At 71.0% G+C, this 26,996-nt stretch carries 20 protein-coding genes and 1 pseudogene; 8 read left to right on the top strand and 13 right to left on the bottom strand.

Going from position 1 to position 26,996, the window contains the following annotated elements; genetic code table 11:
- Positions 1–123 precede the first annotated feature (123 nt).
- From ACWC09_RS24260 to ACWC09_RS24250, 3 genes are all read left to right on the top strand, one after another.
- Entirely contained in the window at positions 124–2,856 is a 2,733-nt protein-coding gene (locus tag ACWC09_RS24260) for a lysylphosphatidylglycerol synthase domain-containing protein (RefSeq protein WP_450852670.1), read from the top strand.
- Between the two features lie 93 nt (positions 2,857–2,949).
- Positions 2,950–4,494 carry an alpha/beta hydrolase gene (locus ACWC09_RS24255; RefSeq protein ID WP_450852669.1) on the top strand — a complete coding sequence of 515 codons (1,545 nt, stop codon included), beginning with the start codon at positions 2,950–2,952 and terminating at the stop codon, positions 4,492–4,494.
- A 140-nt stretch (positions 4,495–4,634) separates the two neighbouring features.
- A complete protein-coding gene (locus tag ACWC09_RS24250) occupies positions 4,635–6,191 on the top strand; it encodes an alpha/beta hydrolase (RefSeq protein ID WP_450852668.1) in 1,557 nt (518 codons plus the stop codon).
- A gap of 83 nt (positions 6,192–6,274) precedes the next feature.
- Here ACWC09_RS24250 and moeZ read toward each other — a convergent pair whose 3' ends face one another.
- The 12 genes and pseudogenes from moeZ to ACWC09_RS24190 form a co-directional block, all read right to left on the bottom strand.
- A complete protein-coding gene (gene moeZ, locus ACWC09_RS24245) occupies positions 6,275–7,453 on the bottom strand; it encodes an adenylyltransferase/sulfurtransferase MoeZ (protein WP_450852667.1) in 1,179 nt (392 codons plus the stop codon).
- A gap of 63 nt (positions 7,454–7,516) precedes the next feature.
- Positions 7,517–8,266: a spherulation-specific family 4 protein gene (locus tag ACWC09_RS24240; RefSeq protein WP_450852666.1), complete on the bottom strand. Its 750-nt coding sequence runs from the start codon at positions 8,264–8,266 to the stop codon at positions 7,517–7,519.
- Positions 8,254–9,231, bottom strand: a complete 978-nt coding sequence (locus ACWC09_RS24235; protein WP_450852665.1) for an NAD-dependent epimerase/dehydratase family protein — start codon at positions 9,229–9,231, stop codon at positions 8,254–8,256. Before ACWC09_RS24235 ends, ACWC09_RS24240 begins: the two co-directional genes overlap by 13 nt.
- Before the next feature lie 354 nt (positions 9,232–9,585).
- Positions 9,586–10,878, bottom strand: a complete 1,293-nt coding sequence (locus ACWC09_RS24230) for a hypothetical protein (RefSeq protein WP_450852664.1) — start codon at positions 10,876–10,878, stop codon at positions 9,586–9,588.
- Entirely contained in the window at positions 10,875–12,569 is a 1,695-nt protein-coding gene (locus tag ACWC09_RS24225; protein ID WP_450852663.1) for a DUF3492 domain-containing protein, read from the bottom strand. The genes ACWC09_RS24230 and ACWC09_RS24225 overlap by 4 nt, the downstream gene beginning before the upstream one ends.
- Before the next feature lie 190 nt (positions 12,570–12,759).
- Positions 12,760–14,379 carry a dipeptide ABC transporter ATP-binding protein gene (locus ACWC09_RS24220; protein ID WP_450852662.1) on the bottom strand — a complete coding sequence of 540 codons (1,620 nt, stop codon included), beginning with the start codon at positions 14,377–14,379 and terminating at the stop codon, positions 12,760–12,762.
- A complete protein-coding gene (locus ACWC09_RS24215; protein ID WP_450852661.1) occupies positions 14,376–15,374 on the bottom strand; it encodes an ABC transporter permease in 999 nt (332 codons plus the stop codon). Before ACWC09_RS24215 ends, ACWC09_RS24220 begins: the two co-directional genes overlap by 4 nt.
- On the bottom strand, positions 15,371–16,405 hold the full coding sequence (locus ACWC09_RS24210; protein ID WP_450852660.1) for an ABC transporter permease: 1,035 nt from the start codon (positions 16,403–16,405) through the stop codon (positions 15,371–15,373). The genes ACWC09_RS24215 and ACWC09_RS24210 overlap by 4 nt, the downstream gene beginning before the upstream one ends.
- A 4-nt stretch (positions 16,406–16,409) precedes the next feature.
- Positions 16,410–18,128: an ABC transporter substrate-binding protein gene (locus ACWC09_RS24205; protein WP_450852659.1), complete on the bottom strand. Its 1,719-nt coding sequence runs from the start codon at positions 18,126–18,128 to the stop codon at positions 16,410–16,412.
- 181 nt (positions 18,129–18,309) lie between these two features.
- Entirely contained in the window at positions 18,310–18,402 is a 93-nt protein-coding gene (locus ACWC09_RS24200; protein WP_450852658.1) for an Ms4533A family Cys-rich leader peptide, read from the bottom strand.
- A gap of 56 nt (positions 18,403–18,458) precedes the next feature.
- Positions 18,459–19,850, bottom strand: coding sequence for a DUF3152 domain-containing protein (locus tag ACWC09_RS24195; protein ID WP_450852657.1), 1,392 nt, complete (start codon positions 19,848–19,850; stop codon positions 18,459–18,461).
- Positions 19,851–20,706: 856 nt separating this feature from the next.
- Positions 20,707–21,640 (bottom strand): annotated as a pseudogene (locus ACWC09_RS24190) (alpha/beta fold hydrolase); the annotation flags it as partial.
- Between the two features lie 164 nt (positions 21,641–21,804).
- Between ACWC09_RS24190 and ACWC09_RS24185 the strand changes: the two are divergent.
- From ACWC09_RS24185 to ACWC09_RS24170, 4 genes are all read left to right on the top strand, one after another.
- The gene (locus tag ACWC09_RS24185) at positions 21,805–22,029 is read left to right on the top strand and encodes a hypothetical protein (RefSeq protein ID WP_450852656.1); all 225 of its coding nucleotides are present in this window, start codon (positions 21,805–21,807) and stop codon (positions 22,027–22,029) included.
- Positions 22,030–22,234: 205 nt separating this feature from the next.
- The gene (locus ACWC09_RS24180; protein WP_450852655.1) at positions 22,235–22,879 is read left to right on the top strand and encodes a TetR/AcrR family transcriptional regulator; all 645 of its coding nucleotides are present in this window, start codon (positions 22,235–22,237) and stop codon (positions 22,877–22,879) included.
- Between the two features lie 175 nt (positions 22,880–23,054).
- A complete protein-coding gene (locus ACWC09_RS24175; protein WP_450852654.1) occupies positions 23,055–23,282 on the top strand; it encodes a DUF3107 domain-containing protein in 228 nt (75 codons plus the stop codon).
- 194 nt (positions 23,283–23,476) lie between these two features.
- Positions 23,477–23,746, top strand: a complete 270-nt coding sequence (locus tag ACWC09_RS24170) for a hypothetical protein (protein ID WP_450852653.1) — start codon at positions 23,477–23,479, stop codon at positions 23,744–23,746.
- 72 nt (positions 23,747–23,818) lie between these two features.
- On the opposite strand, the gene ACWC09_RS24165 is transcribed toward ACWC09_RS24170, so the two are convergent.
- Positions 23,819–24,556: a ferritin-like fold-containing protein gene (locus tag ACWC09_RS24165; protein ID WP_450852652.1), complete on the bottom strand. Its 738-nt coding sequence runs from the start codon at positions 24,554–24,556 to the stop codon at positions 23,819–23,821.
- Between the two features lie 472 nt (positions 24,557–25,028).
- Between ACWC09_RS24165 and ACWC09_RS24160 the strand changes: the two genes are divergently transcribed.
- Positions 25,029–26,996 (top strand): DEAD/DEAH box helicase (locus ACWC09_RS24160; RefSeq protein WP_450852651.1); only part of this gene is annotated, 1,968 nt, incomplete at its 3' end.

Below are 26,996 nucleotides of genomic sequence, written 5' to 3'. Positions count from 1 at the left end.
CCCGGGGCGGCGCTTCCGGCAGACTGTGCGCCCCCGCGTCCGCACCCTGATGCCCCCGTGTGTCGGTGGGGCATGCCACCATCATGCGGGCGGTGACCGGTGATACGAGATCAAGAAGAGACGATGAAGCAGCAGGGTGTGCACCCAGAGGATGCGGAGAGCACCTCTGACGCTTCGTCGCGCCCGGACTCCGGCACCGACGGCGAGGACGCGGCCGCGAAGGACATGACCAGGGACGACGCCGACTGCGCCGACGAGGTGCACAGCGACGAGGTCGAGGGCGACGAACCGCTGCTCCCCGCGCGCGTGCACCGCCCCTCCGATCTGATGCGTCTTCTGGCGGGCGTGCTGGCGATCGTCGTACTGCTCGCGATCGCCGCGTTCGCGCACGGCACCACGTCGGGCCTCGAACAGGACATCAACAAGGGCACCACTCAGGCGCCCGACCTGCTCATCAAGATCGCCGGTCTGGCCTCCAGCATCGCGATCCTGCTCGTGCCGGTCGCGTTCGCGATCGAGCGGCTGATCAAGCGCGACGGGCTGCGCATCGCGGACGGCGTGCTCGCGGCGGTGCTCGCGCACGGTGTGACGCTCGCCACGGACCTGTGGGTCGCCAAAGCCGCCCCGGGTTCCATCCAGGAGGCGCTCACCCAGCCCTCCCCCGGTGACATCCACGCCCTGACCGACCCGGTGCACGGCTATCTCGCGCCGGTCATCGCGTATATGACGGCCGTCGGCATGTCACGTCGGCCACGCTGGCGGGCCGTGCTGTGGACCGTCCTGCTGCTCGACGCGTTCTCGATGCTCGTCTCCGGGTACACGACACCGTTCTCGATCATCCTGACGGTTCTCATCGGCTGGACCGTGGCCTACGGGACGCTCTACGCGGTCGGCTCGCCCAACGTCCGTCCTACCGGACGGACACTGATGGCGGGTCTCCGGCACGTCGGCTTCCTCCCCGTGAGCGCGGCTCGCGAGGAGCTGGCGGAGACCCCGGAGACCGGCGACCGCGGCCGGCGCTACTTCGTCACGCTCGAGGACGGCCCGCCCCTGGACGTCACGGTCGTCGACCGGGAACAGCAGGCCCAGGGCTTCTTCTACCGCGCGTATCGCAATCTGACCCTGCGTGGCTTCGCCACCCGCAGCAGCCTCCAGTCGCTGCGCCAGGCCCTGGAGCAGGAGGCCCTCCTCGCCTACGCGGCCATCGCGGCCGGCGCCAACGCCCCCAAGCTGATCGCGACCTCCGAACTCGGCCCCGACGCCGTGATGCTCGTCTACGAGCACACCGGCGGGCGCACGCTCGACTCCCTGACGGACGACGAGATCACCGACGCGCTGCTGCACGACACGTGGCATCAGGTACGGGCGTTGCAGTCCCGGCGCATCGCGCACCGCCGGCTGGTGGGCGACGCGATTCTGGTGGATCGTTCCGGCACGGTCATCCTCACCGACCTGCGCGTCGGCGAGATCGCGGCCGGCGAACTGTTGCTGCGCATGGACGTCTCCCAGCTGCTGGTGACGCTCGGCCTGCGGGTGGGCGCCGAGCGCGCGGTCGCCTCGGCGGTGGCCGTGCTCGGCCCGGACGCCGTGGCCGACTGCCTGCCGATGCTGCAGCCCATCGCCCTCAGCCGCACCTCCCGCGCGACCCTGCGCAGGCTGGCCCGGGAGCGCGCCCAGCGCGAGCGGGACGCGGTCCTGGAGGCCTCGCGGCAGGCCAAACAGGCGCGGCTGGAGGCCGCCGACGAGCACGCCAGGCCCGTCCTCGAAAAGCCCGACAAGAAGGCCGTGCGCGCGGAGCAGCGGGCCGAGAAGCGGGCGATCGACGAGGCCATCGACGAGGCGCGCGAGGAGGATCTGCTCACGCAGATCCGGCACCAGGTGCTGCTGATCCGCCCGCAGGCCCCGGTCGAGCCGGCCCGTCTCGAGCGGGTGCGGCCCCGGACGCTGATCAGTTTCATCGCCGGTGCCATCGGCGCGTACTTCCTGCTGACGCAGCTCACCCACATCGAGTTCGGGCTGCTGATCGAGAACGCGCAGTGGGGCTGGGTCGCGGCGGCCGTCGTGTTCTCGGCGGCCAGTTACGTCGCGGCGGCCATGGCTCTGATGGGGTTCGTGCCGGAGCGGGTGCCGTTCCTGCGGGCCGTGGCGGCGCAGGTCGCCGGGTCCTTCGTCAAGATCGTCGCGCCGGCCGCGGTGGGCGGTGTCGCGCTCAACACGCGCTTCCTGCAACGCGCGGGCGTACGGCCCGGGCTGGCGGTCGCCAGTGTCGGCGCCTCGCAGCTGTTCGGGCTCGGCTGCCACATCCTGATGCTGCTGTCGTTCGGCTATCTGACCGGCACCGAGAAGACCCCGTCCCTGTCGCCGTCCCGGACGGTCATCGCGGGTCTGTTGACGGTGGCGGTGCTCGTCCTGGTGGTCACCTCGGTGCCGTTCCTGCGGAAATTCATCGTCACGCGCGTGCGCTCGCTCTTCGCCGGTGTCGTGCCGCGCATGCTGGACGTGCTGCAGCGGCCGCAGAAGCTCGTCACCGGCATCGGCGGCATGCTGCTGCTGACGGCCTGCTTCGTGATGTGCCTGGACGCCTCGATCCGCGCCTTCGGCCAGCAGGGGACCTCGCTCAGCATCGCCAGCGTCGCCGTCGTCTTCCTCGCCGGAAACGCGCTCGGATCCGCGGCCCCGACCCCGGGCGGCGTGGGCGCCGTGGAGGCGACTTTGACGGTCGGTCTGATCGCCGTGGGCCTGCCCAAGGAGGTCGCCGCCCCGGCCGTGCTGCTGTTCCGGCTGCTGACCCTGTGGCTGCCGGTGCTGCCGGGCTGGCTCGCCTTCAACCAGCTCTCGCGCAAGGGCGCGCTCTAGGACGACGTCATGTCGTACGACGGCGGTACGCGCGCGTACCTCGTACGGCCCGTGCCCCGAGCGCCCCGCCCCGCACGCCCGCACGATGGGAGCATGCCGAAGCCTCCCCGCGCGCGTGCCGCTGCCCTGACCGTCACCGCCGTACTCCTGTCCTCCATGCTGACCGGGTGCAGCGACGACTCCAAGGACGGGGATCTGTCGGCGCAGAGGCTGAACTGGAAGGACTGTCCGGCCCCTTCGCAGGCGGAGGGCGGTGGTGATGCCCCGTCACCTCTGCCGAACGGCGGCACCTGGCAGTGCGCCACCATGAAGGCGCCCCTGGACTGGAACAAGCCCAAGGGCGACACGATCGGCATCGCGCTGATCCGGGCGAGGGCGAGCGGCGACAAGAGCGAGCGCATCGGCTCGCTCGTCTTCAACTTCGGCGGGCCGGGCGGCTCGGGTGTCTCCACGCTGCCCTCCTTCGGGCAGGACTACGCGAAACTGCGCACCCGCTACGACCTGGTCAGCTTCGACCCGCGCGGCGTCGGACGCAGTGCCCCCGTGAAGTGCGAGAGCGACCAGGAACTCGACCCCTACTTCCAGCAGGACGCGACCCCCGACGACACCGCCGAGCAGACCGAGTTCCTGGGCAACACGAAGACGTTCAACGCGGCCTGCGAGAAGAACTCCGAGAAGATGTTGTCGCAGGTGCGCACCACCGACGCGGCCCGTGACATGGACCTGATGCGGCAGGTCCTCGGCGACGACAAGCTGTACTACTTCGGCATCTCGTACGGCACCGAACTCGGCGGTGTCTACGCCCACTTGTTCCCCAAGCATGTGGGGCGTGCCGTCTTCGACGCGGTCGTCGACCCGACGCAGGACCCCGAACAGGGCTCTCTCGGGCAGGCCAGGGGCTTCCAGCTCGCGCTCGACAACTTCGCCGAGGACTGCACGTCGAAGGCCGAGGAGTGCAAGATCGGCGACAGCGCGCAGGACGTGAAGGACCGTATCGCCAAGCTGCTGAAGGACCTCGACAAGAAGCCGATCCCCGGCATCTTCCCGCGCGAGCTGACCCAGACCGCCGCCACCAACGGCATCGCCCAGGCCCTGTACTCCAAGGACTTCTGGCAGTACCTGACGGAGGGACTGCACGAGGCGTACGACGGCGACGGAAAGATCCTCATGGCGCTGTCCGACTCGATGAACGGACGCAGCGAGAACGGCGAGTACAGCAACATCGCCGCGGCGAACGTCGCCATCAACTGCGCGGACGAAAAGGCCCGCTACACCGTCGACTACGTGCGGCAGAAGCTGCCCGCGTTCCGGGCCGCCTCACCGCTGTTCGGCGACTTCCTCGCGTGGGGCATGGTCAGCTGCACCGACTGGGCGGTGGCCGGCGCCGCCGACCATCCCGACGTGACCGCGTCCGGCTCGGCGCCGATCCTCGTCGTGGGCAACACCGGGGACCCGGCCACGCCGTACGAGGGCGCGCGGAAGATGGTGGACGCACTGGGCAAGGGCGTCGGCGTGGAACTGACGTACAAGGGGCAGGGGCACGGCGCCTACGACAGCAAGGACAAGTGCGTCCAGAGCGCGGTGAACGGCTACCTGCTGGACGGAAAGGTGCCGGCCGCCGGAACCGTCTGCTCCTAGCAGCAGACCCTCATTCCGGATGAAAGTGCAGGCCAGAAGGTTATCCACAGGCCCCCGCAGGCTTCGCGTGATCTGCCTACTATGGCCTGACCGCCGTTCGCTGCTCGGTGCGGACGGCCTGTGAAGCGGGGGGAACGCACATGGCACGTTTCGTACGGTGGGCGGCGCTGGGGAGCGTCGCCGCGCTGCTGGTCGCGGGCTGTGGCGGCGGCTCGTCGTCCGGCGACGACAAGGGGGGCGCGGGGACCGGCTCGGCCGCCTCGCCGTCGACCGGTTCCTCCGGTACGACCGCGGCGCTGCCCGCCTCACTGACCGCGCAGAAGCTCGCCTGGGGTCGCTGCAGGGCCACCGCGGACTCCCCCGCGCCGGGTAGCGACTGGCGGTGCGCGACGCTCAAGGTGCCGCTGGACTGGTCGAAACCGGACGGCGAGACGATCGGCCTGGCCCTGATCCGCTCGCAGGCGACCGGGGGCGACCGCGTCGGCTCCCTCCTGTTCAACTTCGGCGGTCCCGGCGGCTCGGGCGTCGACTACATGCCGTCGTACGCGGCCACCGTGTCGAAGCTGCACGAGCACTACGACCTGGTGAGCTGGGACCCCCGTGGTGTGGCGTCCAGCGAGGGCGTGCGCTGCCGCAGCGACAAGGCGATCCAGGCCGCCGAGGACATCGACGCCACTCCGGACACCCCCGCCGAGGAGAAGGCGTACTTCCAGGACGCCGTCGACTTCGGCAAGGGCTGCCAGAAGGCCGCCGGTAAGCTGCTGGCGCATGTGTCGACGACCGACACCGCGCGCGACATGGACCTGATGCGCCAGGTGCTGGGCGATACGAAGATGCACTACTTCGGTATCTCGTACGGCACCGAACTCGGCGGCGTCTACGCCCACTTGTTCCCGAAGAACGTGGGGCGGCTGATCCTCGACGCCGTCGTCGACCCGAGCGCCGACTCGGTGGGCCACGCGGAGAACCAGTCCCGGGGTTTCCAGCGCGCACTGGACGACTACCTCAAGTCGACCGGCCAGGACCCGAAGCGGGGCAGCCAGAAGATCGCGAACCTGGTGAAGCGGCTCGACGCGAACCCACTGCCGACGTCCTCCGGCCGGAAGCTGACGCAGACCCTCGCGCTCACCGGCATCGTCCTGCCGCTGTACAGCAAGTCCGGCTGGCCGACCCTGACCAGTGCCCTGGACGCGGCCGAGCAGGGTGACGGCTCGGAGCTGCTGCAGCTCGCCGACGGCTACAACGAACGCGACGCCTCGGGGCACTACGGCACGACGACCCACTCGCAACGAGTCATATCGTGCCTGGACGACAAGCAGCGGCCGACCGCCGAGGAGACGAAGAAGCAGCTGCCGACCTTCGAGAAGATCTCGCCCGTGTTCGGGGACTTCCTCGGATGGGACACGGCCGGCTGGTGCCACGACTGGCCGGTGGCCGGACAGTACGAGACCCCCGAGGTGAGCGCGTCCGGTGCGGCGCCGATCCTGGTGGTCGGCAACACCGGCGACCCGGCGACGCCGTACGAGGGCGCCCGGAAGATGGCCGACGAGCTCGGCAAGGGCGTCGGTGTGGAGCTCACCTGGAAGGGCGAGGGGCACGGTGCGTACGGGAACGGGAGCGACTGCGTCGACTCGACGGTGAACGCGTATCTGCTGGACGGGACGGTGCCGAAGGACGGGAAGGTCTGCGCCCAGTAGGGCGGGCCGAGGGCTTCGAGGCCCGGGCAGCGGTAAGGGGCCCGGCACCCGTGGTGCCGAGCCCCTTCCGGGAAGGCCTGTGCCTAGTAGACCGGCTTGTCCGGCTCGATCTGGTTGACCCAGCCGATCACACCGCCGCCGACGTGCACGGCGTCGGAGAAGCCCGCGGACTTCAGCACCGCGAGGACTTCCGCACTGCGGACACCCGTCTTGCAGTGCAGGACGATCTTCTTGTCCTGCGGAAGGGCCTCCAGGGCGGTGCCCATGAGGAACTCGTTCTTCGGGATCAGCTTGGCGCCCGGAATGGAGACGATCTCGTACTCGTTGATCTCACGGACGTCGATGATCTCGATGTTCTCGCCGTCGTCGATCCACTCCTTGAGCTGCTTGGGAGTGATCGTCGAGCCGGCGGCGGCCTCCTGGGCCTCCTCGGAGACGACACCGCAGAAGGCCTCGTAGTCGATCAGCTCGGTGACGGTCGGGTTGTCGCCGCAGACCGCGCAGTTCGGGTCCTTGCGGACCTTGACCTGGCGGTACTGCATCTCCAGGGCGTCGTAGATCATCAGGCGGCCGACCAGGGGTTCACCGGTGCCGGTCAGGACCTTGATGGCCTCGGTGACCTGGATGGAGCCGATGGACGCGCACAGCACGCCCAGCACGCCGCCCTCGGCGCAGGAGGGGACCATGCCCGGCGGCGGGGGCTCCGGGTAGAGGCAGCGGTAGCAGGGGCCGTGCTCGGACCAGAAGACGGAGGCCTGGCCGTCGAAGCGGTAGATCGAGCCCCACACGTACGGCTTGTTGAGCAGCACGGCCGCGTCGTTGACCAGGTAGCGGGTGGCGAAGTTGTCGGTGCCGTCGACGATCAGGTCGTACTGGCTGAAGATGTCCATCACGTTCTCGGCCTCGAGCCGCTCTTCGTGGAGGATCACGTTCACGTACGGGTTAATGCCGAGGACGGAGTCACGCGCGGACTCGGCCTTGGAGCGACCGATGTCGGCCTGGCTGTGGATGATCTGGCGCTGCAGGTTCGACTCGTCGACCTCGTCGAACTCCACGATGCCGAGCGTGCCTACGCCCGCCGCGGCCAGGTACATCAGCGCCGGCGAGCCCAGGCCGCCGGCGCCCACACAGAGCACCTTGGCGTTCTTCAGCCGCTTCTGCCCGTCCATCCCGACGTCCGGGATGATCAGGTGGCGGGAGTACCTGCGGACCTCGTCTACGGTGAGCTCAGAGGCTGGCTCGACCAGGGGTGGCAGCGACACGGGGACTCCGTTGATCGGTCAATCACTACAGTTGTTCTCCTCGTAACACTGCCACGGCCTTCTTCATTCCGAGACACCCGTATCGATCCGCGAGACGATTTCGTCCCAGTAGCCGGGCATGCTCTCCCAGGGGTCGACGCGGCCGCCGTGGTCCGTGCGGTCGGTGAAGTAGATGGTCGACGCGCCTTGCCAGCGGGCGATGCGAAGGGCCTCGTCGAGGTGCGGGCGGGGCACTCCGTGGACGAAGTGGCAGAAGCGGTCGGGTGGGTAGTCGGCGGTCCACTCTGCCACCTGCGACCAGCGGTAGTCGCTCCACGGGCCGGAGAAGGTGACCAGCTGGTCGGCGCTCTCGGCATAACCGGGGCACGGGTGGGTGCCGTGGCCGAGGACGATGTGGGCGCCGTCACGGATTCCGCGGAGCGTGGTGACGGTGCGGCGGATCTCCGGGAGCGAGGCCCGTTCGGCCGGACAGCGGTCCAGAAGGAAACCGTCGACCTGGTACCAGTCGATGTAGCGATGGGCGTCGGAGATCATCTCGCCGAAGGTGCGGGCGCCATTGCAGGCGTCGAGGTGGCCGAGGACCCTGACACCGGCGTTGCGGAGGCGGCCTGTGGCTTCCAGACAGTGCGGGTCGGGGCGACTGCCGGGGCCGTCGGCGACATTGAGAACGACCCAGTGCAAGGGGGTTCCGGGGCGGGTGAGCTCGCCCCACTCGGCGGGTGCGACGAGGGGGTGGGCGTAGCCGGGGATGCCGAAGCCGGTGCGGAGTTCGGTGCTCCGGGTGCCTGGTTTGCTGCTGGTCAGATGCGGCATGCCGCCTCCATCCAGATGTCGGCCAACGACTCTTCGAGGTTGATCCGGGGGCGCCAGCCGAGGCGGTCGCGGGCGGTGCGTACGTCCGCCTGCTGCCAGCTGCCACAGCCGTCGGGGTACGGGTATGCGACGGGGGCGCCGTGGTCGGGGTCGGGGCGCGGGTGGCCGATCGCGGTGCGGAGCGGGCTGTGCGAGCCGAACACGCCGGGTGGGCCGTCGAGTTCGTGGAGGGAGCCGCCGTATCCCGCGACGCGGGCGAGGGTGGCGGCGGCGTCGCGGAGGCGGATGGCGCGGCCGGAGCCGATGTTGATGACGCCCTGGGCGGCGGAAAGGCTGGCGGCGTGGACGGCGCGGGCGACGTCCCGTACGTCGACGTAGTCGCGTTGGGCGCCGAGGCCGGCGAGTTTGAGTTCGCCGTCGCCGGACTGCATGGCTCGGCGCATGGCCTCTGCGAGGCGGCCGAGGGGGGAGCCGGCGGGGGTGCCGGGGCCTGCCGGGGAGAAGACACGGAGAACCACCGCGTCCAGTCCGGAGCCGAGGACGAGTTCGGTCGCGGCGAGTTTGCTCACGCCGTACGGGCCGCCGGGGCGCGGGACGGCGTCCTCCGCGGTGGAGGAGCCGGGCTGGCTGGGGCCGTACTCGGCGCCGCAGCCGATCTGGACGAGGCGGGCGCCGCAACCGCTGCGGCGGAGGGCCTCGCAGACCGTGGCCACGGCGACGGTGTTGTGGCGGGTGAGTTCGCGGGCGCCGCCTCGGGTGGCGCCCGCGCAGTTGATGACGACGCCGGGGTGGACCGCGTCGAGGAAGCGGGTGAGGGCGCCGGGGCTGCCGGATGCGAGGTCGAAGCGGACGTCGGCGTCGTCGCCGCGGCCTAGGGCGGTGAGCTGGACGGCGGGGTCGGCCAGGAGGCGGTCTGCCACGAAGCGGCCGAGGTAGCCGTTGGCTCCGATCAGTAGGACTCTCATCGGGAGGCTCCTGGGGTGAGGTTGGGCGTGGGACTGGGGGTGAGGAGGGAAGGGGTCATGTGGTGCTCCTGCCTCCGGCGGTTGGGCCGGGGATGCCTGCGGCGCAGCCGCGGGTTCGGTGAGGGCTTGTGCAGCGCCTGCGGTGCGTTGCGGGGCGGGGCCGCGGCGGGGGGTGTCCGTCCTCGGCCGGGCGGTGCTGTTCCTCGGTGAAGTGCTGTGTCCTGACGCCCGACACCGCGGGCGGACGCCCCTCGCCCCGTCCCCTTCCCGGCGTACGCGGGTGCGGCGAACGCCCACGGTCCCGGGGCCTTTCCGCCGCGGGCGGCCGCGGATGCATGGGGGTGTGTCTTCGCCTCAGCACGGGTGCTCCGTCGGTGCATGGGCCGAGGCGCGGGTGAGGGCGCGCGCCGCGTGGAGGAGCAGGGTCAGTGCGGCCGCGCCGCAGGCGAGTGCCGGGACGCCGACCGGGCCCGCGGCGTCGACGAGGGTCTCCACCGGTGTGGCGAGGAAGCCGCACCCGGGGAGGCGGCTCGCGAAGACCGTGGCCAAGGCCATTGCCTCGGTTGTGGCTGCCGCGGTGAGGGCGATCGCCGGGGCATGCCTGGAGCCGTGCGTGGTGAGGAGGCGGGACAGGAGGAGCAGGGCACCCAGGGGGATGCCCTGGGCGTAGGGGGCCGGCTCGGTGAGGGCTGTGCCGGACAGGGCCAGCAGGGCGGTCAGAGCGCACAGGTAGAGGGCGAACGCGCCGAGGAGGAGGGGGCGTACGGCGGCTGCGAAGTCCTCCAGGCCTCGGCTGGTGGTCAGTCTGCGGCGGGCGTGGGCGGTGAGGAGGTGCGCGGTCCAGGCCGCGGGGGCGCAGGACCAGGTGAGGGCCAGGAGGGGGGCCGTGGTGAGGGGCCAGGGGGTGTGGGGGGTGAGTGCGGGTGGAGCGTCGGGGCCTCCGGTCAGAGCTGTGCTGAGGAGGCCGTCGCCGAGGACCGCGTAGGCGATGAGCCAATACGTCGGGATGTGGGGACCGGGAGGGGTGGCGGTGGGGGTGGTGGTGGCCAGGGGGCCGCGGGAGAGTGCGGCGCGGAGGGCGAAGGCCATTGCCAGGGTTCCTGCCGCCGCTACGGCCAGGCGAGGTTGGTCCTGGGTGAGGTGAAAGCCGGTCAGCGTCGCTGTGCAGAGGGCGCCGGGGAGGAGGGTGAGGAGGATCCAGTCGGCGCGGGCCCGGGGGGCTGGGAGTGGTGGGGTGGGGGCGGGGGGCTCGTCGGTGTGGGTGGCTCGGGCGTGCATCTCCTCCGCGAGGGAGAAGACGTCCCGGTGGCGGAAGCGTGCGGCTGTGCGGTCCGTGATTCCGTGCGCCTCCAGGCCGGCCGCGATCTCCAGGGGGTCCACGGCTCGTTCGCACAGGTCACGGTGACGGTGCATCAGCGCCTTCACGGGGTCGGCGGCGGAGCGGCGGGGGGCGGGGCGCGGCTCGGTGTTCTTCTCGGTGGCGGCACGCGTGCGCGCCGATGTTTCGTCGTCCACGCGCGGGGGTGCCGGCGTGTCGGCGCCCGGTCCTTCGTCGGTGTTCTCCGTCGCCCACCCCTGCGGGCGCTCGTCCCAGGCGCCGACATCTCGCGGTGTGTCCGGTCGGTCGAGTTCTCCCAGGTCGCTCATCGCGCGCCCTCCGTGGCCGGGAGGGGGGTGGTGGCGCGGACCGGGGCGCCGGCCGCCCAGGCGGGGCCGCCGCTTGCCACGACTCGGGCCGTCGGCTCGGTCCAGCGGCCGGGGACGTGGGCCTCGGCGGGGACGGCGAAGGGCAGGGGTTCTCCGGTGTCGTCGAGGACGACCCGGCGCACCGGGGTGCGGGAGACGATCTCCAGGTAAATGCCGTGAAATGCCGTGATGTTCTGGTCGACGGTGAACAGTTCGAGCGCGCGGGCGCGTGCGGCGGCACCCAGGCGCGCGCGGCGCTCGGGGGCGCGCAGTAGCGCTACACACGCCTCCGCGAGCGCCCTGGGGTTGCGCGGCGGCACGACGAGCCCCGTACCGCCGATGACCTCCACGACCGCGCCGACGTCCGTCGAGACGGTCGCGCGGCCGCAGAACATGGCCTCCACCAGGCTGATGGGGAAGCCTTCGACCACGCTGGACAGGACGGTGACCGCCCCGGCGGCGTACGCGTCGGCGAGGGCCGGCAGCTCCGGACCGCCGATCTCCTCGAAGGAGACGGGGTTGTCGCCGACCGAGTGCAGGCCCTCGGCCTCGTCGGGGAAGAGCTGGGCGGCGAGGGCCCTGCAGTGGCCGAGGTAGGCCTCGGCCTCGGGGCCGGACGCGGTGCCGATGATCCGGAGTCGGGTCTTCGGCTCCTCCTTGCGGATCTCCGCGAAGGCGTGGAGGAGGGACACCAGGTCTTTGGTGGGTTCGATACGGCCGACCCAGGCCAGCGTGTCGGGGGCCGTGCGGTCCGTGGACTCGCCGACCTCGGTGAAGCGGGAGGCGTCCATGCCCGGGTGGACCGTGCGGAGCTTGGCACGGTCGGCTCCGCAGCGCTCCTGCCAGCGGCGGGCGTGCGCGTTGCCGGGGGTGATGATCGCGGCCCGGTCGTAGAGCTCGGCCGCGAGTTTGCCGTGGAAAGCGGCGAGGAGGGTGCGCACGGCGGATGGGGCGTCCGTCGCGGCGAGGTAGTGCGTGCGCAGGCGGACTCCGTACTCGGTCAGGAGCATCGGTACGCCGAAGAAGTGGTGGGTGAGCAGGGCGGGCAGGGCTGCTGGACCGCCCGAGGTTGCGTGACAGAGGTCGACCGCGCCGAGGCCGTCGTCCTGGTACCAGTCGAGCGAGAGGGGGCGCAGGGCGCGTTCCAGGTGTGCGGCGACCGCGAGGAGATCCGGTACGCGCGCCTCGCGCGCCGCCTGTCGTGCGCCCTGCGCACGACAGGCGCGCTCCAGGGCGCGTACGGCGGACTCCGAGCGGAGTGCGCCCACCAGGCCGCCCTCGTCCCGGGCCAGTTCGGCGAGGCCGTACAGCGCGTCGGCGAAACGGTCCGCCTCAGCGGCCGCCGCTCCCTTTGGGGAGCGGGAACCACACAGCGCGGTCGCCAACTCGCCGTAACACTCGGCGAACCGCCGACGCGCCCGGCGCCCGTACACCACGCCGTCCTCCTCGGCCGCCCACAGCGGCGCCGTGCGCACCCGGCCGACCTGCGGCGGCAGCGGGAGCCAGCCCTCGTCCTCCTGGCGCTCGCTGCGGCTGAGCGCGTAGACGTCGAACTCGTGCCGCCCGAGCCCGCGCACGAGCCGGTCGCACCAGAGCCTGGCGTCACCGCTCACATACGGATAGCCACCCTCCGTAAGCAGTCCGATGCGCACGTACGCACCCCCGATCTCCCGTTTGGGGAGCCACCGTTGACCCGGCGGCTCGCAGCGGGAAGAACGTATGCGGACAAGGCGGTGGCGCGACGGACGGTTGTCCATCGCGCCACCAAAAGGGGTGAACGCTCGTAACTTTCCCGTGCGGGTCGCGTTCGATCGCGCTAAGAGATCAAGCAGTTACGTTACGTCAGGCTGCGGCCAGCTCCCGCCGGGCCGCCCTGCGCCGGGCCGCCACCTGCGGGTCGAGTGCCGGTACGGCGGCCAGGAGCTGCTTGGTGTACGCGTCCTGGGGGTTGTCGTACACCTCGTCGGCGGGCCCCGACTCGACGATCCGGCCCCGGCGCATCACCGCGACCCGGTCGCTGACCTGGCGCACCACGGCGAGGTCATGGGCGACGAAGACGAGCGCCAGGCCCAGTTCGCGCTGGAGTTCACCGAGCAGGGCGACGACCTGGGCCTGGGTGGTCACGTCGAGAGCGGAGACCGGCTCGTCGCAGACGATCACGCGCGGGTCGGCCGCGAGCGCCCGCGCGATCCCCACGCGCTGGCGCTGGCCCCCGCTGAACTCGTGCGGGTAGCGGTCATAGTGCGCCCCTTCGAGCCCCACGCGTTCCAGGAGTTCCGTCACACGTCCCCTGATGCGCTTCTCGTCGCGCTCGCCCCGCGCGCGGAGCGGGTCGGCTATCGACTCGCCCACGCTGCGGCGGGGGTTGAGGGAGGAGACAGGGTCCTGGAAGACCATCTGGACGGCCGGGTTCACGCCCACGCGCGCGTGGCCCTCGTAGCGGACCTCTCCGGTTGTGGGCTCCAGCAGGCCGACCAGCATCCGCCCGAGCGTCGTCTTGCCGCTGCCGCTCTCGCCGACGACACCGAGGGTCTCGCCGCGGCGGATGGTCAGCGACACGTCGTCGACGGCCGCGAACGCGCCCTTTCCGCGGCCGAATTCGCGCCGCAGGCCGGTTGCCTCCAGGACGACGTCCTGAGCGTCCTGCGCGCCGGGGTCCGACGAGGCGTTCTCCCGCGCCGCGCGCCGGGCGTCCACGCGTGGCACCGCGGCCAGCAGGTCCCGCGTGTACTCCTGCGCAGGCGACCCCAACACGTCCGCCACCGGCCCGTGTTCGACCACACGCCCGTGCCGCATCACGAGCACCTCGCCGACGCTCTCGGCGGCGACGCCCACATCGTGGGTGACGAGCAGCAGCCCCATGCCGGTCTCCTCGCGCAGCGTGTGCAGCAGGTCGAGGATCTGGGCCTGGACGGTGACGTCCAGGGCGGTGGTCGGCTCGTCGGCGATCAGCAGGTCGGGCTCGCAGGCGAGCGCCATCGCGATGAGCGCGCGCTGGCGCATGCCGCCGCTGAACTCGTGCGGGCGGGAACGGGAGCGGCGTTGTGCGTCCGGAATGCCGACCCGGTCCAGGACCTCCACCGCACGCGCGCGTGCCGCTCGTCGTGACACGCGCGTGTGCACGCGGTACACCTCGGCGATCTGGTCGCCGATCGCGTAGTACGGGTCGAGGGAGGAGAGCGGGTCCTGGAAGACCATCGCGGCCTTCGCGCCGCGCAGCCGCCGCAACTCGTCGTCGGACGCCTCGTGTACGGCGGTGCCGGCGACCTCGATCGAGCCGCCGACCCGCGCGCCCGTGCCGTTGTGCAGGCCCAGCAGGGCGGAGGCGACCGTGGACTTGCCGGAGCCGGACTCCCCGACCAGGGCCAGGGCGGCGCCCTGCTCCAGGGTGAAGGAGAGGCCGTCGACGGCCTTGAGGTCGCCGAACTCGACGGTCAGATCGGTGACTTGGACGAGACTCACGTCAGTACCACCCGTCGGTCGGCCACCGCGTACAGAACGTCCGCGACGGCGTTGGCGAGGACCACGAAGAAGCCGATGACCAGGACCATGCCGACGACGACGGGCAGGTCGACCACGTTGACGGCGTGGACGAGTTCCTGGCCGATGCCGGGAAGGCCGAAGAGGGTCTCGGTGAGGACCGCGCCGCCGATCGCCGAGCCGACGTTGTTGGCGTTCAGCGCGATGACGGGCGCCAGGGCTCCGCGCAGCGCGTGCCGCACGACGATCGTCCGCTCGGCGACGCCGTACGCGCGGAAGGTGCGGATGTGGTCCTCGGCCAGCGTCTCCAGCATCGACGCCCTGGTCATCCGCGCGAACGCGGCGGCCTCGATGAGGGCGAGCGAGAGCCACGGCAGCAGCAGGTTCCACGCCCACTGCTCGGGGTCGTCGGTGAGGTTCACGTACTGCGGGAAGGGCAGCAGTTGCAGTTCGCCGCAGACGACGATCATCAGGACCAGGCCGATCACGAAGACCGGGGTCGCCCAGCCCGCCAGGGTGAGCCCCGTCAGCAGCCGCTCGGTGAACCGGCCGCGCCGCCAGGCGGAGAGCACACCGGTGCCGACGCCGAGGATCAGCCACAGCACCATGGCACCGAGGACGAGCGAGAGGCTCACCGGGAGCTTCGTCAGGATGATGTCCAGGACCTGCTGGTCGCTCTGGTAGGAGAGGCCGAGGCAGGGGGCCGAGCAGTGCGCCACCGAGGTGCCGGTCGAGTAGTCCTGACCGGCGATCAGGCCCACGAGGAAGTGCCAGTAGCGCAGGTACAGCGGGTCGTCGAGCTTGAGCTGCTCGGCGACCTGGCGCACCTGTTCCGGGGAGCAGCGCGGGCCGCAGGTGATCTGGGCGACGTTGCCGGGGGTGGCGTAGAAGACGACGTAGACGAGGACCGAGATGGCCAGCAGGGTGATCACGGCGCCGACGGCGCGTCGCAGGAGGAAGCCTCCGAAGCCGCTCATACGGTGCCCTCCTTGCCTGCCCTGGTGTCCCGTCCGGCGGCCTTGGCCTCACGCCTGCGGCCCGTGCCGGCGCTCAGGCGCGAGGCCGCGCGCGGGTCGAGGGCGGTGCGGACGCCGTCGCCGAGGACGGTCAGGGCGAGGACGGTGACGAACAGGGCGCCGGCCGGCAGCAGCAGGTACTGCGGGGCCGCCTGGTACCAGACGTCGGCGGCGGTGAGCATCTGTCCCCAGGACGGCGTCGGGGGCTTCACACCGACGCCGAGGAACGACAGGGCCGCCTCGACGCTGATGTTGACCGGCACGAGGATCGCGGCGTAGGTGATGACCGGCGCGGCGAGCCCGGGCAGCAGTTCCCTGCGGGCGATGCGCCAGGTGCCCCAGCCGCTGAGCCGGGCGGCCGAGACGTAGTCGAGCCCCTTCAGCGTGAGCGTCTGAGCGCGTACGACCTTCGAGATGCTGCCCCACGCGATGAACCCGATGACGAGGGTGACCAGTACGGGGCGGGGGAAGCTCGCCGGGACGATCGCGAGCAGTGCCAACGACATGATCATCAGCGGCATGGCGACGAAGATGTCGGTGAGTCGGCTCAACAGTTGATCAACCCATGCAGTGCCGAGGGCTGCGGCGACACCGATGACGACCCCGAGGGCGACCTGGATCACGGTGGCCGCCAGCGCGACCCCCAGCGAGACCCGCGCCCCGTAGACCAGCCGCGCGAACAGGTCACGCCCGGTCTGCGGCTCCACGCCCAGCCAGTGGTCCGCGCTCATCCCCCCGAAGGAGCCGATCGGCACGCCCCCGCGCGCGGAGTCGACGAGCGAGGGGTGATAGGTGGTCGGGTCCTGGCCCTCGATCGCCGTGAGCAGCGGGGCTGCGACGGCGACCAGGACCAGCAGCGCGACGACTCCCGCCGCGACGAGGGCGGCGCGCTGCGTACGCAGGCGCCGCCAGAACTGACGGGCCCCCGAGCCCGCCGGGACGGGCTCGGGGCCCGTGCCGGCGGCCTCGGCGGCGACAAGTGCCTCGCTCATGGCGCTACTTCACCGCGACCTGCGAGATGTCCAGCACACCGGTCCAGTCGCTGATCACGACGTTCCTGATGTTCTTGCCGACCAGTCGCTTGTAGACGGGGTGGAACAGCGGCACGGTCAGCGCCTGCTCGCCGATCTTCTTGTCCAGTGCACCCCACCGCTTGGCGGCAGCGTCAAGATCGGTCAACTTGTTGATCGCGTCAATCTCGGCATTGACCGACTTGTCATTGAGCAGGCCCGTGTTGAAGTTCGCGCCGTCCTTGACGATCTGCCGGCCGTCGAAGATCGGGGCGAGGAAGGGGCCGCCGGAGGGCCAGTCGGCACCCCAGTGAGCGAGGAAGAAGCCGGGCTCGGTCTTCACGCTGTGGATCGTGTCGGAGTAGTCGTTCTCCTCCAGGCCCTGCAGCTTGACCGTGATGCCGGCCTTCTTGAGCGCGTCCTGGACGGCGGTCGCGATTTCCGGGCTGGTCTCGAAGTCCTTGGCGTTGGAGTGGGTCAGCGTGACGGTGAGTCCGTTCGGGTAACCGGCCTCCTTCAGCAGCTCCTTGGCCTTCGCCGGGTTGCCGGTCCTGCCCGCCGGGAAGAGGTCGTAGGGCTCGTAGCCGAAGGACTTCTGGTCGGGCAGGTAGGTGGTCGCGGCCTCGGCGAGCGCGCTGCCGCCGGCGGCATTGATCACGGACGAGCGATCAATGGCGTACGAGATCGCCTGGCGCACCTTGACGTTGGTGAACGGCTTGACCGTCGGGTTGAACGCTATGTAGTCGGTGTAGCCGAAGTGGCCGGTGCCGACGCGGGAAGCGAGTTCCTTGTCGCTGGTCACCTTGGCGAGTTCGGCCGGGCCGAGGTTGGTGTCCGTCGTCACGGCGGTCGCGTCCGAACCCTGGGACGCCGACAGCCGCTGGTTGATCACGGACGAGTCGAGGCCCGACTTCACGTCGACCTGGTCCGGATACGCCTTGCGCTCGGCGTCCGTCGCGGTCGACCAGTACGTGTTGCGCTCCAGGACGATGTGCTCACCGTTGTTCTCGTTCTTGACGACCTTGTACGGGCCGGACGAGATCGGGTGCTCCGCGTACTTCGTGCCCGTGTCCTTGGCCTTGGGGACGGGCGTGAACTGGGTCTGCGTGGCCAGGTACGGGAACTCGCCCTCGGGCTTGTTCAGGTGGAAGACGATGGTCCGCGCGTCCGGCGTCTCGATCGCCGTCAGGCCCTTCTTGTCCTTGTACGGCCCCTGGTAGTCCGCGGCACCGACCAGCCAGTCCCGCAAGTAGGGCGCGCCGCCGGACAGTTCGGGCGCGAAGGAGCGCTCGATGCCGTACTTGATGTCGGCGGACGTGATCGCGGTGCCGTCCTCGTACTTGAGGCCCTTCTTCAGGGTGTACGTCCACACGGTCGCGTCCTTGTTGGGGCGCCCGGTGTCGGTGGCGAGGTCCGGGACCACCTTGGCGCCGGCCGCGCCGTTCTCGCGGTTGCGCGTGGTGAGCGTACGGAAGACCAGGGACGGAACGTTTCCGCCTCCGGAGGTGTAGAGACGGGCCGGGTCGAAGTTCTCCTGCGGGCTGGAGTTCAGGACCGTCAGGGTGCCTCCCTTGTGGGGCGTGGAGTCGCCACCGGAGCCCTTGGCATCGTTGTCCTTCGGCCCGCAGGCGGCGGCGCCGGCTGCCAGAACCAGGCCTACGGATGCCGCGGCCACGCGGCGCGCTCTGATGGACGGTTGACGCATCGGAATGACGACCTCTCGGGGTGAGTCGGCGTGATCGAGCCAGAATGGCTCGAATGCTGAGACAGATTGACGAGGAGTGAGACAGAAGTGAACAGACCTCTGCCCGGGCGTCAGGTCGTCGAAAACCGTGACCGAGTCACGGAAGGGGAAAAATCGCGACGCGAACGCCTCAGGGCGAGCGTCAGCGACAGTGGATGTCGGCCACGCAGAGCGGGGTCACGCCGATGAGCGCCAGCTCGATGGCGGCGCGTCGGGGGGCGTGGGGGGTCGACATGCCCAGAAATATGTATGAACTTTCTGGGCATGTCAATGTGACGTATGCGGCGTCCGTCAACTCCCGGGGTACGGCCAGGGGTTGGGCAGACAGTGGATTCCGTTGTGGTCGAGGAACTTGGTCTGCTGCTGCATCACGGGCGCGAGCTGGCCGTTCTTGGTACAGGTGACATGGCTGTAGCCGAGACGGTGGCCGACCTCATGGTTGATCAACATTTGCCGGTACGCATGGATCCGATCACCGTATGTCTTCGATCCCTGCGCCCACCTGTACGCATTGATCATCACGCGCGCCGTGGACGCCGAGTCGCACGACACGTTGTCCTCGGTGGTGTCGAGTCCGGACTTGGCGCACCACGTGGCCGTGGTTCCGGGGCTGGCGAGGGTGATCACGAAGTCGGGTTTGCCGGAGGAGACGCGCTCGAAGGTGCGGGCGCCGTCGTGGGCCCAGCTGCGCTTGTCGTTGAGCGTCTTCTGCACGGCCTCGGCGAAGAGCTTGCCGTCCAGCCCGAGCCCCTGCTCCACGTCCACCCGGTAGGTGTACTTCTGGCCCTTCCCCGGCGCCTTGTCGGTCCCGGGTACCGCGTCGAACTTCCCGGAGCCCTTGAGCGTGGCGCTGAGCGCGTACTTCTCGCCCATCGCCTGGTCGTACGTCAGCGACGCGACGCTCGGCGCCGAGGAGGGCGTCGCCTGCGTGGCCGAGTCCCGCACGTCCCGCGCCTGACCGGTGGCCGACTGTGTTCCTGTGGCGGTGTCGTCGCGCCCGTGCGTGACCTGGCCGGCGACGACGACGGCCAGCACGGTGGTGACGGCGGCGGCCGCGATTCCCGTGAACGTCCGCCCCTTCGCCCCCCTGGCCTGCGCGGGCACGCCGGTCGGCGGCGCGTCGTCCTCGTCGCCGTCGGTCTCGGAGGCGACGCCCACGCCGGTGTCGGGGTCCCAGTCGGTGGCGGAGGTGTACGGCTCCGAGGCGTGCGCGGAGACGTCGTAGTGGGGCGACTGGGGTGAACGGGGCGCGAAGACGTCGTCGTCCGCCTCGAAGGCGTCGAGATAGTCCTGCCGCGGCCCGCCGGGAGGCGCGTGCCGCTGCCGCGGAATACTGACACCGGGCCCGGCAGCACCGGCCCCTCGGCCGCCCGGCTCCCTCAACTCACCCCAGCCGCCGCCGGGTTCACGCTGCTGGGGGTGACCGCTGCGGACCTGGGGGGTGCCGTGGGCGGGGGTCCCGTCGGCCATCCTCGGCACGCCGTGGGCAGGGGTCCCGTCAGGAAGCCGCGGCACTCCATGAGCGGGCGTACCGGCCATCCTCGGCACCCCGTGAGCGGGCGTACCGTCCGGAAAACGCGGGACGCCACGCGCGGGCGTACCGTCCGCGAGCCTCGGCATCCCGCGAGCAGGCGTACCGTCGGCCATCCTCGGCACCCCGTGAGCGGGCGTACCGTCGGCCATCCTCGGCACCCCGTGAGCGGGCGTACCGTCGGCCATCCTCGGCACCCCGTGAGCGGGCGTACCGTCGGGGAATCGCGGCACCCCGCGCACAGGCGTGCCGTCCGCCGGCGGCGGCGCCCCGTACCCTCGCGCGCCTCCCCCTGACGCTCCCTGTTGCCCATACGGCGGCCCCGGCGCCCCGCGCCCGCGGCCACCCGCACCGCCGGCCTGCGGGGCCCACGAGCCGCCCTGAGGGCCCTGCGAGCCCTGTGCACCGGGTGGGCGCTGCGCACCTGGCGAGGCCTGCGCCCCCGGCGAGGGCGACGAAGCCTGGGGCCCGGGCCCACGCCCCTTGCGCACACCCCCGGCGCCGCCCTTGGCCCCTATGTCCCCTGCGTCGTCCTTCGCGGCCGCGGAGACCCCGCGGCGGCTGTGGCGTCCCACGTCGCCCCTCAGCTCCCCGCGCTCTCGGCAGCGGTCTCGTCCTCGCCGGCAACCCGCTCCCGAACATCGGCGACAGCCACACCCTCGGCAGCCGACCCACCACCCCGGCCGTCCACAACAGCCACGGCTTCGGCAACCGGCTCCCGGCCCGAACCGTCCACCACAGCGACATCCTCGACGGCCGCTCCACGACCCCGACCATCCACCACAGCCGCACTCCCGACAGCTGTCGCACGGCCCGAACCGTCCACCACAGCGACATCCTCGACGGCCGCTCCACGACCCCGACCATCCACCACAGCCGCACTCCCGACAGCTGTCGCACGGCCCGATCCGTCCACCACGACCGCCGCGGGAGCCGACTCACGACCTCGGCCGCGCGCGGCAGCCGCCGTTCCCTCGCCACCCGTCAACTCCCCGGCCTCCCCGAGGAGTTCCACGAACGCCCGGGCCACCGTCTCCGGGTACTCCATCATCGCCACGTGCCCCGCCTCCGGCAGGGTGAGCAGGCGGGAGTCGCGGAAGGTGCGCGCCGCCTTCTGGGCCATGCGGAAGCCGACGAGTTGGTCGCGGGCGCCGTAGACGAGGAGGGTCGGAGCGAGGACGCGTTCGGCCTGGCGCCACAGGTTCTGCTGGCCGCCCAGCGTGTACGCGTTGACGATCCCGCGCGCGGAACGCGTCATCGCGTCCCAGAAGTACGGCAGTTGGAGGCGCCGCTCCATCTCCTCGACCGCATTGCGGAAACCTTCCGGCGTCACCCGCCCGGGATCGCCGTAGCAGAGCGCCATGACCCCGCCGACCCGCTGCTCCGCCGTCCACTCCCTGCTGAACCGGGCGAAGAGACCGGTCACTCCGGGCACCGCCATCAGCGCCGTGGGCACCGCGGAACGCTGGACGAGGATCTCCGGGAGCGCAGGGGACACCAGGGTCAACGTCCGGACCAGGTCGGGTCGGAGGGCCGCCACACGGGTGGACACCGCGCCGCCCAGCGAGTTGCCGAACAGGTGCACCGGCCCGCGCCCGGCCGCGTCGAGATGCCGGATCACCGCACGAGCGTGCCCCGTCACCGAGTAGTCGCCGTCGTCCGGCGGTGGGGAGTCACCGAAACCCGGGAGGTCGACGGCCTCTCCGTCGACCACGCCCTCCAGCTCCCGCATCAGCGCCGACCAGTTCTGCGAGGACCCGCCGAGCCCATGGACGTAGAGCGCGGGCGGCAGCCCCTCGCGCGCGGGCGGTCTCGAACGCATGGTCAGCGTGATTCCGGGCAACCCGACCGACCTGAGCCGCTCGCCCTCGGCGACCCTGACGGGCGCCACCTTCGGGAGCACATTGGTCGCCGGCACGGACGGCAGCTCGGTCGAAGACATGCGGCAATGTTACGAGACGATCACGTAGTGGTTCATGTGTTCGCCGTCACAAGTGACATGCGCATCGCATGGCGTCCGCATCGGGTGTCTCCTAGGCTCGTTATGAGGGCACCCGCTGTGGCCCCTGCTTCTTCCAGGGACATTCGTAGGAAGGGAGCCCAACCATGGCCATCGACCCCACGGATCCCGAGACTTTCGAGGACGACGGCACCCTTGAGGCGCCGGAGTTCGACGTCGAGGCACCCGAGAACGACGCCGCCGAGCAGTACGCGGACGCCGCCGGGGACCGCGACGACCCGCTGGAGGACGTGGACCCGGCCCGCGGGAACGAGGCCGACCTCGTCGAACAGCACCGCGTGGTCTCGATCGACGAGGACGACTACCGCTGAAGGGGGACACAAGGGCGCCGATCGTCGCCGCTGAGCTGGAAGGAGGCGGACCTCTGCCCGCTCCGACCCGTTTTAAAACCTTCCGCCCGGCTTTCGTCACCGTCCGGTCCGTGAAATTCTGCGCTCACACCGCGCACAGCAGGGTTACCGAAAAGTACGATGGCCGCGCGGCGCACACCGCATGTGGACGATTTTGGGAGGCGGCGTGACAGCCATCGAGCAGACAGAGGCGGCGCGCCCGCGGGGCACGCGCCTGCCGCGCCGAGCCCGACGGAACCAGCTGCTGGGCGCCGCCCAGGAAGTCTTCGTGGCACAGGGCTACCACTCGGCCGCGATGGACGACATCGCCGAGCGCGCCGGCGTCTCCAAGCCGGTGCTCTACCAGCACTTCCCGGGCAAGCTCGACCTGTATCTGGCCCTGCTGGACCAGCACTGCGAGTCCCTCATCCTGGCGGTCCGCACCGCGCTCGCGTCGACGACGGACAACAAGCAGCGCGTACGGGCGACCATGGACGCCTACTTCGCGTACGTGGAGGACGACGGCGGCGCGTTCCGCCTGGTCTTCGAGTCGGACCTGACGAACGAGCCCGCGGTGCGCGAGCGCGTCGACAAGGTCACGAACGAGTGCGCGGAGGCGATCTGCGAGGTCATCGCGGAGGACACCGGCCTCTCGCGCGCGGAGTCGATGCTGCTGGCCTCCGGGCTCGGCGGCCTCGCCCAGGTCGTGGCCCGCTCCTGGCTGCACAGCGACCGCAGCGTCCCGCGCGACCAGGCGGTGCAGCTGCTGACCTCGCTGGCCTGGCGCGGCATCGCGGGCTTCCCGCTGCACGGCACCGATCAGCACCACTGACGGCACGCGCGGGTACGCGGCCGACCCGCACGCGCGCGTACGCGACTTTGTTCCCGTCGCCTGTTCGCTCCTGGCGTGCAGGCGCGGACCGTGTACGTCCCCTCACCGGGCTAATGTGTGCTGGGTACGGCGCGTAAAGGTCGCGCACTTCACTGACCGTCGGAGGGACATAGCCGTGGAGGTCAAGATCGGCGTGCAGCACGCGCCCCGCGAGATCGTTCTGGAGAGCGGTCAGAGTGCCGAGGAGGTCGAGCGGATCGTGGCCGAGGCACTGGCCGGGAAGACGCAGCTGCTCTCCCTCGTGGACGAGCACGGCCGCAAGGTCCTCGTCCCGGCCGAGCGCCTGGCCTACGTCGAGCTCGGCGAGCCGGCCCCGCGCAAGGTGGGCTTCGGCGCGCTGTAGGCAGACAGCAGAGCAGACAGCACGAGAGGGGCCCGGCGACTTCGCGTCGCCGGGCCCCTCTTCATGTTCTCACCAAGATTTTCTCCTCCACATGTGGAGCACAAGTCACACACAGAGGAGGATTGCATTCCGCAGGTCACGGGTATGACGGGCTACGACCGTGATACGCAGTGTGGCCGTGTGGGAGGGACCCCATGTTGTTGTTCGAAGCACTCGGCTCGGCGTTGCTCGGTCTGGCACTCGCGTGGGCGGCGGACCACCGCCTCTCCCACCGTCTGCCGACCCGCTCCCTGGTCCTCGCGACCGGCGTGGCCGGAGCCCTCTTCGGCGCCTTCCTCACCCACAGCGCCTTCGCCCCCGGCAACTTCCTCCTGGTCCTCACCGGCGCCGCGATCGTCTCGGCGGCGTCCCTGTCCCTGCTCCTGCGCCCCGCGGGAAGACTCCGCCGCCAGGCGCCGGCGTAGGGCATTAGGCCTCAACGGACGGCGAGTTCCTGACGGACCGCAGCGCCCGCGCCCCAAAGGGCGCGGGCAGCGCTACGCGGCCAACCCCAACGCAGCCATCCGCTTCGTGTGGGCCTCGGTGATCCGCGAGAACATCCGCCCGACCTCGGCAAGGTCGAACCCGTCGGCAACCCCGCCCACAAGCATCGTCGACAGCGCGTCCCGGTCGGCGACGACCCGCTGGGACTGGGACAGGGCCTCGCCCATCAGCCGCCGCGCCCACAGCGCGAGCCGCCCGCCCACGCGCGGCTCGGCATCGATCGCGGCCCGCACCTTCTCCACGGCGAACCCGGCATGCCCCGTGTCGTCCAGCACGGCCAGCACCAGCTCGCGGGTGTCGGTGTCGAGCCGCGCCGCGACCTCCCGGTAGAAGTCACTGGCGATCGAGTCACCGACGTACGCCTTGACCAGCCCCTCCAGCCAGTCCGACGGCGCCGTCTGCTTGTGGAACCCGTCCAGCGCCGCGACGAACGGCTCCATGGCCAGCGTCGGCTCCTCGCCGATCTCCGTCAGCCGGTCCCGCAGCTTCTCGTAGTGGTGGAACTCGGCCGACGCCATCTTCGCCAGCTCCGCCTTGTCCGCCAGCGTCGGCGCGAGCTTCGCGTCCTCCGCGAGCCGCTCGAACGCCGCGAGTTCGCCGTAGGCGAGCGCCCCGAGGAGGTCGACGACCGCGGCCCGGTACTGGGGGTCCGCGGAGGCCCGGGCCCAGTCCTGGGCGGCCACTCCGGTGTGCTCGGCAGGTGCGTCAGAGGTGTTGTCAGGCGTCGTCATGAAGCGCACAATAGTCCGCTTGCCGAGCCTCGGAAGGCCCTGGTCAATCAGTGTGACGACGACTACGTGACCAAATCGGCCACCGCGTGTGCGAGATTCCGGGGTATGGTGGTAATGCGCCTGCCGACTACTCGACGGGCCGCACGTATGAGGATGCCCGGTCGGTGGCCCGATCGGCTCCGACCCGACAGCCCTCCATATCCGTACGGCACATTGCGTACGGCGTCCGGAGGGACACCCCTCAGCGGTACGAGCGCTAGAGCGTCGGCAGTGGTCCCGTGCCCTACGGCAAGCCCGTAAGGCAGCCGACGTCCCCCGGCACGGTCCGTCAAAGACCCCCGCGCTCGCCTCGCACCGCGCACACAGAAGAGGCAGCACCCTGACTACGACGTTCAGAGATCTCGGAATCCTTCCCGAGACCGCCGAGGCCCTCGAGGCCGTCGGCATCATCACCCCCTTCCCCATCCAGGAGATGACCCTCCCCGTCGCCCTCTCCGGCACGGACGTCATCGGCCAGGCCAAGACCGGCACCGGCAAGACGCTGGGCTTCGGCCTCCCGCTCCTGGAGCGGGTCACCGTCCCCGCCGACGTGGAGGCCGGGCGCGCCAAGCCCGAGGACCTCACCGACACCCCGCAGGCACTCGTCGTCGTCCCGACGCGCGAGCTGTGCACCCAGGTCACCAACGACCTGCTGACCGCGGGCAAGGTGCGCAACGTACGCGTCCTCGCCATCTACGGCGGCCGGGCCTACGAGCCCCAGGTCGAGGCCCTCAAGCAGGGTGTCGACGTGGTCGTCGGCACCCCGGGCCGGCTGCTGGACCTCGCGGGCCAGAAGAAGCTCAACCTGAACCACATCAAGGCCCTCGTCCTCGACGAGGCCGACGAGATGCTCGACCTGGGCTTCCTGCCCGACGTCGAGAAGATCATCAACCTGCTGCCGGCCCGCCGTCAGACCATGCTGTTCTCGGCGACCATGCCGGGCGCGGTCATCGGTCTCGCGCGCCGCTACATGTCGCAGCCCACGCACATCCGCGCCACCGCGCCGGACGACGAGGGCGCGACGGTCGCGAACACCGCGCAGTTCGTCTACCGCGCGCACAACATGGACAAGCCCGAGCTGGTCGCGCGCATACTGCAGGCCGAGGGCCGCGGTCTGGTCATGGTCTTCTGCCGTACCAAGCGCACCGCGGCCGACCTCGCCGACCAGCTCAAGCAGCGTGGTTTCGCGGCCGGCGCGGTCCACGGCGACCTCGGCCAGGGCGCCCGCGAGCAGGCCCTGCGCGCGTTCCGCAACGGCAAGGTGGACGTGCTCGTCTGCACCGACGTCGCCGCCCGTGGCATCGACGTCGAGGGCGTGACGCACGTCATCAACTACCAGTCGCCGGAAGAGGAGAAGACGTACCTGCACCGCATCGGCCGCACCGGCCGCGCGGGCGCCAAGGGCATCGCGATCACCCTCGTCGACTGGGACGACATCCCGCGCTGGCAGCTGATCAACAAGGCGCTGGAGCTCTCCTTCAACGATCCGCCGGAGACGTACTCCACCTCCCCGCACCTCTTCGAGGAGCTGAACATCCCCGCGGGCACCAAGGGTGTCCTGCCGCGTGCCGAGCGCACGCGTGCGGGCCTCGACGCGGAGGAGCTGGAGGACCTGGGCGAGACCGGTGGCCGCGGTGGACGCGGTCGCGGTGACCGGGCCGGCCGTGGCGGCCGGGACGAGTCCCGCTCCGCCGACCGTGAGCGCCCGGCGCGTACGCCGCGTCGTCGCCGCCGTACGCGCAACGGAGCGCCGCTCGACGGCACGGCCACGCCCGAGGTCGCGTCGGAGACCTCCTCGCCCGAGGAGACCGCCGGCCCCCGCACCCCGCGCCGCCGTCGGCGCACCCGCAACGGAGCGGCTTCGGAGCCGGTGCCGGCCACGGCAACGGTCCCCGAGGCGGCGGAAGCCGCCGTCACGACGGCGGAGGGCCCCGCGCTCGACGCCCCCGATACCCCGGCCAAGCCGCGCCGCCGCCGCACCCGCAAGTCGGCGGAGACGCCGGTCACTTCGGCGGAGACGCTCGCCGCGGAGACTCCGGCCGTCACGGAGACTGCCGAGACTCCGACCGCTACGGCCGCTACGGCCGCTACGGCCGCTACGACGGTTGTGGAGCCCGAGGCCCCCGCCGCCAAGCCGCGCCGCCGCACCCGTAAGACCGCGTCGGCCGCCGAGACCGCCGTCGACACGGCCGAGGGGACCACCGAGTCGGCCCCGGAGCCGACGGAGACGGCCCCGCGCCGCCGTACGCGCAAGTCGACGGCAGCCGCGGAGACCGCCACCGACCCGGCCGAGGCGACGGAGACGAAGCCCCGCACCCGGACCCGCAAGGCAACGGCCGCCGCCGAAACAGCGGTCGACACGGCCGAAGCCACCGAGGCCAAGCCCCGCACCCGCACTCGG

The sequence above is a fragment of the Streptomyces sp. NPDC001617 genome (assembly GCF_053596855.1).
The sequence above is the reverse complement of the archived record's forward strand: the minus strand, read 5'-3'. Positions and strand labels throughout refer to the sequence as shown.

Excerpts from the sequence above, each read along its gene's own strand:
- ACWC09_RS24260 (WP_450852670.1), top strand. The coding sequence starts at position 124 with ATGAAGCAGCAGGGTGTGCACCCAGAGGATGCGGAGAGCACCTCTGAC.
- ACWC09_RS24255 (WP_450852669.1), top strand. The coding sequence starts at position 2,950 with ATGCCGAAGCCTCCCCGCGCGCGTGCCGCTGCCCTGACCGTCACCGCC.
- ACWC09_RS24250 (WP_450852668.1), top strand. The coding sequence starts at position 4,635 with ATGGCACGTTTCGTACGGTGGGCGGCGCTGGGGAGCGTCGCCGCGCTG.
- ACWC09_RS24240 (WP_450852666.1), bottom strand. The coding sequence starts at position 8,266 with ATGCCGCATCTGACCAGCAGCAAACCAGGCACCCGGAGCACCGAACTC.
- ACWC09_RS24235 (WP_450852665.1), bottom strand. The coding sequence starts at position 9,231 with ATGAGAGTCCTACTGATCGGAGCCAACGGCTACCTCGGCCGCTTCGTG.
- ACWC09_RS24230 (WP_450852664.1), bottom strand. The coding sequence starts at position 10,878 with ATGAGCGACCTGGGAGAACTCGACCGACCGGACACACCGCGAGATGTC.
- ACWC09_RS24215 (WP_450852661.1), bottom strand. The coding sequence starts at position 15,374 with ATGAGCGGCTTCGGAGGCTTCCTCCTGCGACGCGCCGTCGGCGCCGTG.
- ACWC09_RS24210 (WP_450852660.1), bottom strand. The coding sequence starts at position 16,405 with ATGAGCGAGGCACTTGTCGCCGCCGAGGCCGCCGGCACGGGCCCCGAG.
- ACWC09_RS24205 (WP_450852659.1), bottom strand. The coding sequence starts at position 18,128 with ATGCGTCAACCGTCCATCAGAGCGCGCCGCGTGGCCGCGGCATCCGTA.
- ACWC09_RS24200 (WP_450852658.1), bottom strand. The coding sequence starts at position 18,402 with ATGTCGACCCCCCACGCCCCCCGACGCGCCGCCATCGAGCTGGCGCTC.
- ACWC09_RS24195 (WP_450852657.1), bottom strand. The coding sequence starts at position 19,850 with ATGGCCGACGGTACGCCCGCTCACGGGGTGCCGAGGATGGCCGACGGT.
- ACWC09_RS24185 (WP_450852656.1), top strand. The coding sequence starts at position 21,805 with ATGGCCATCGACCCCACGGATCCCGAGACTTTCGAGGACGACGGCACC.
- ACWC09_RS24170 (WP_450852653.1), top strand. The coding sequence starts at position 23,477 with ATGTTGTTGTTCGAAGCACTCGGCTCGGCGTTGCTCGGTCTGGCACTC.
- ACWC09_RS24165 (WP_450852652.1), bottom strand. The coding sequence starts at position 24,556 with ATGACGACGCCTGACAACACCTCTGACGCACCTGCCGAGCACACCGGA.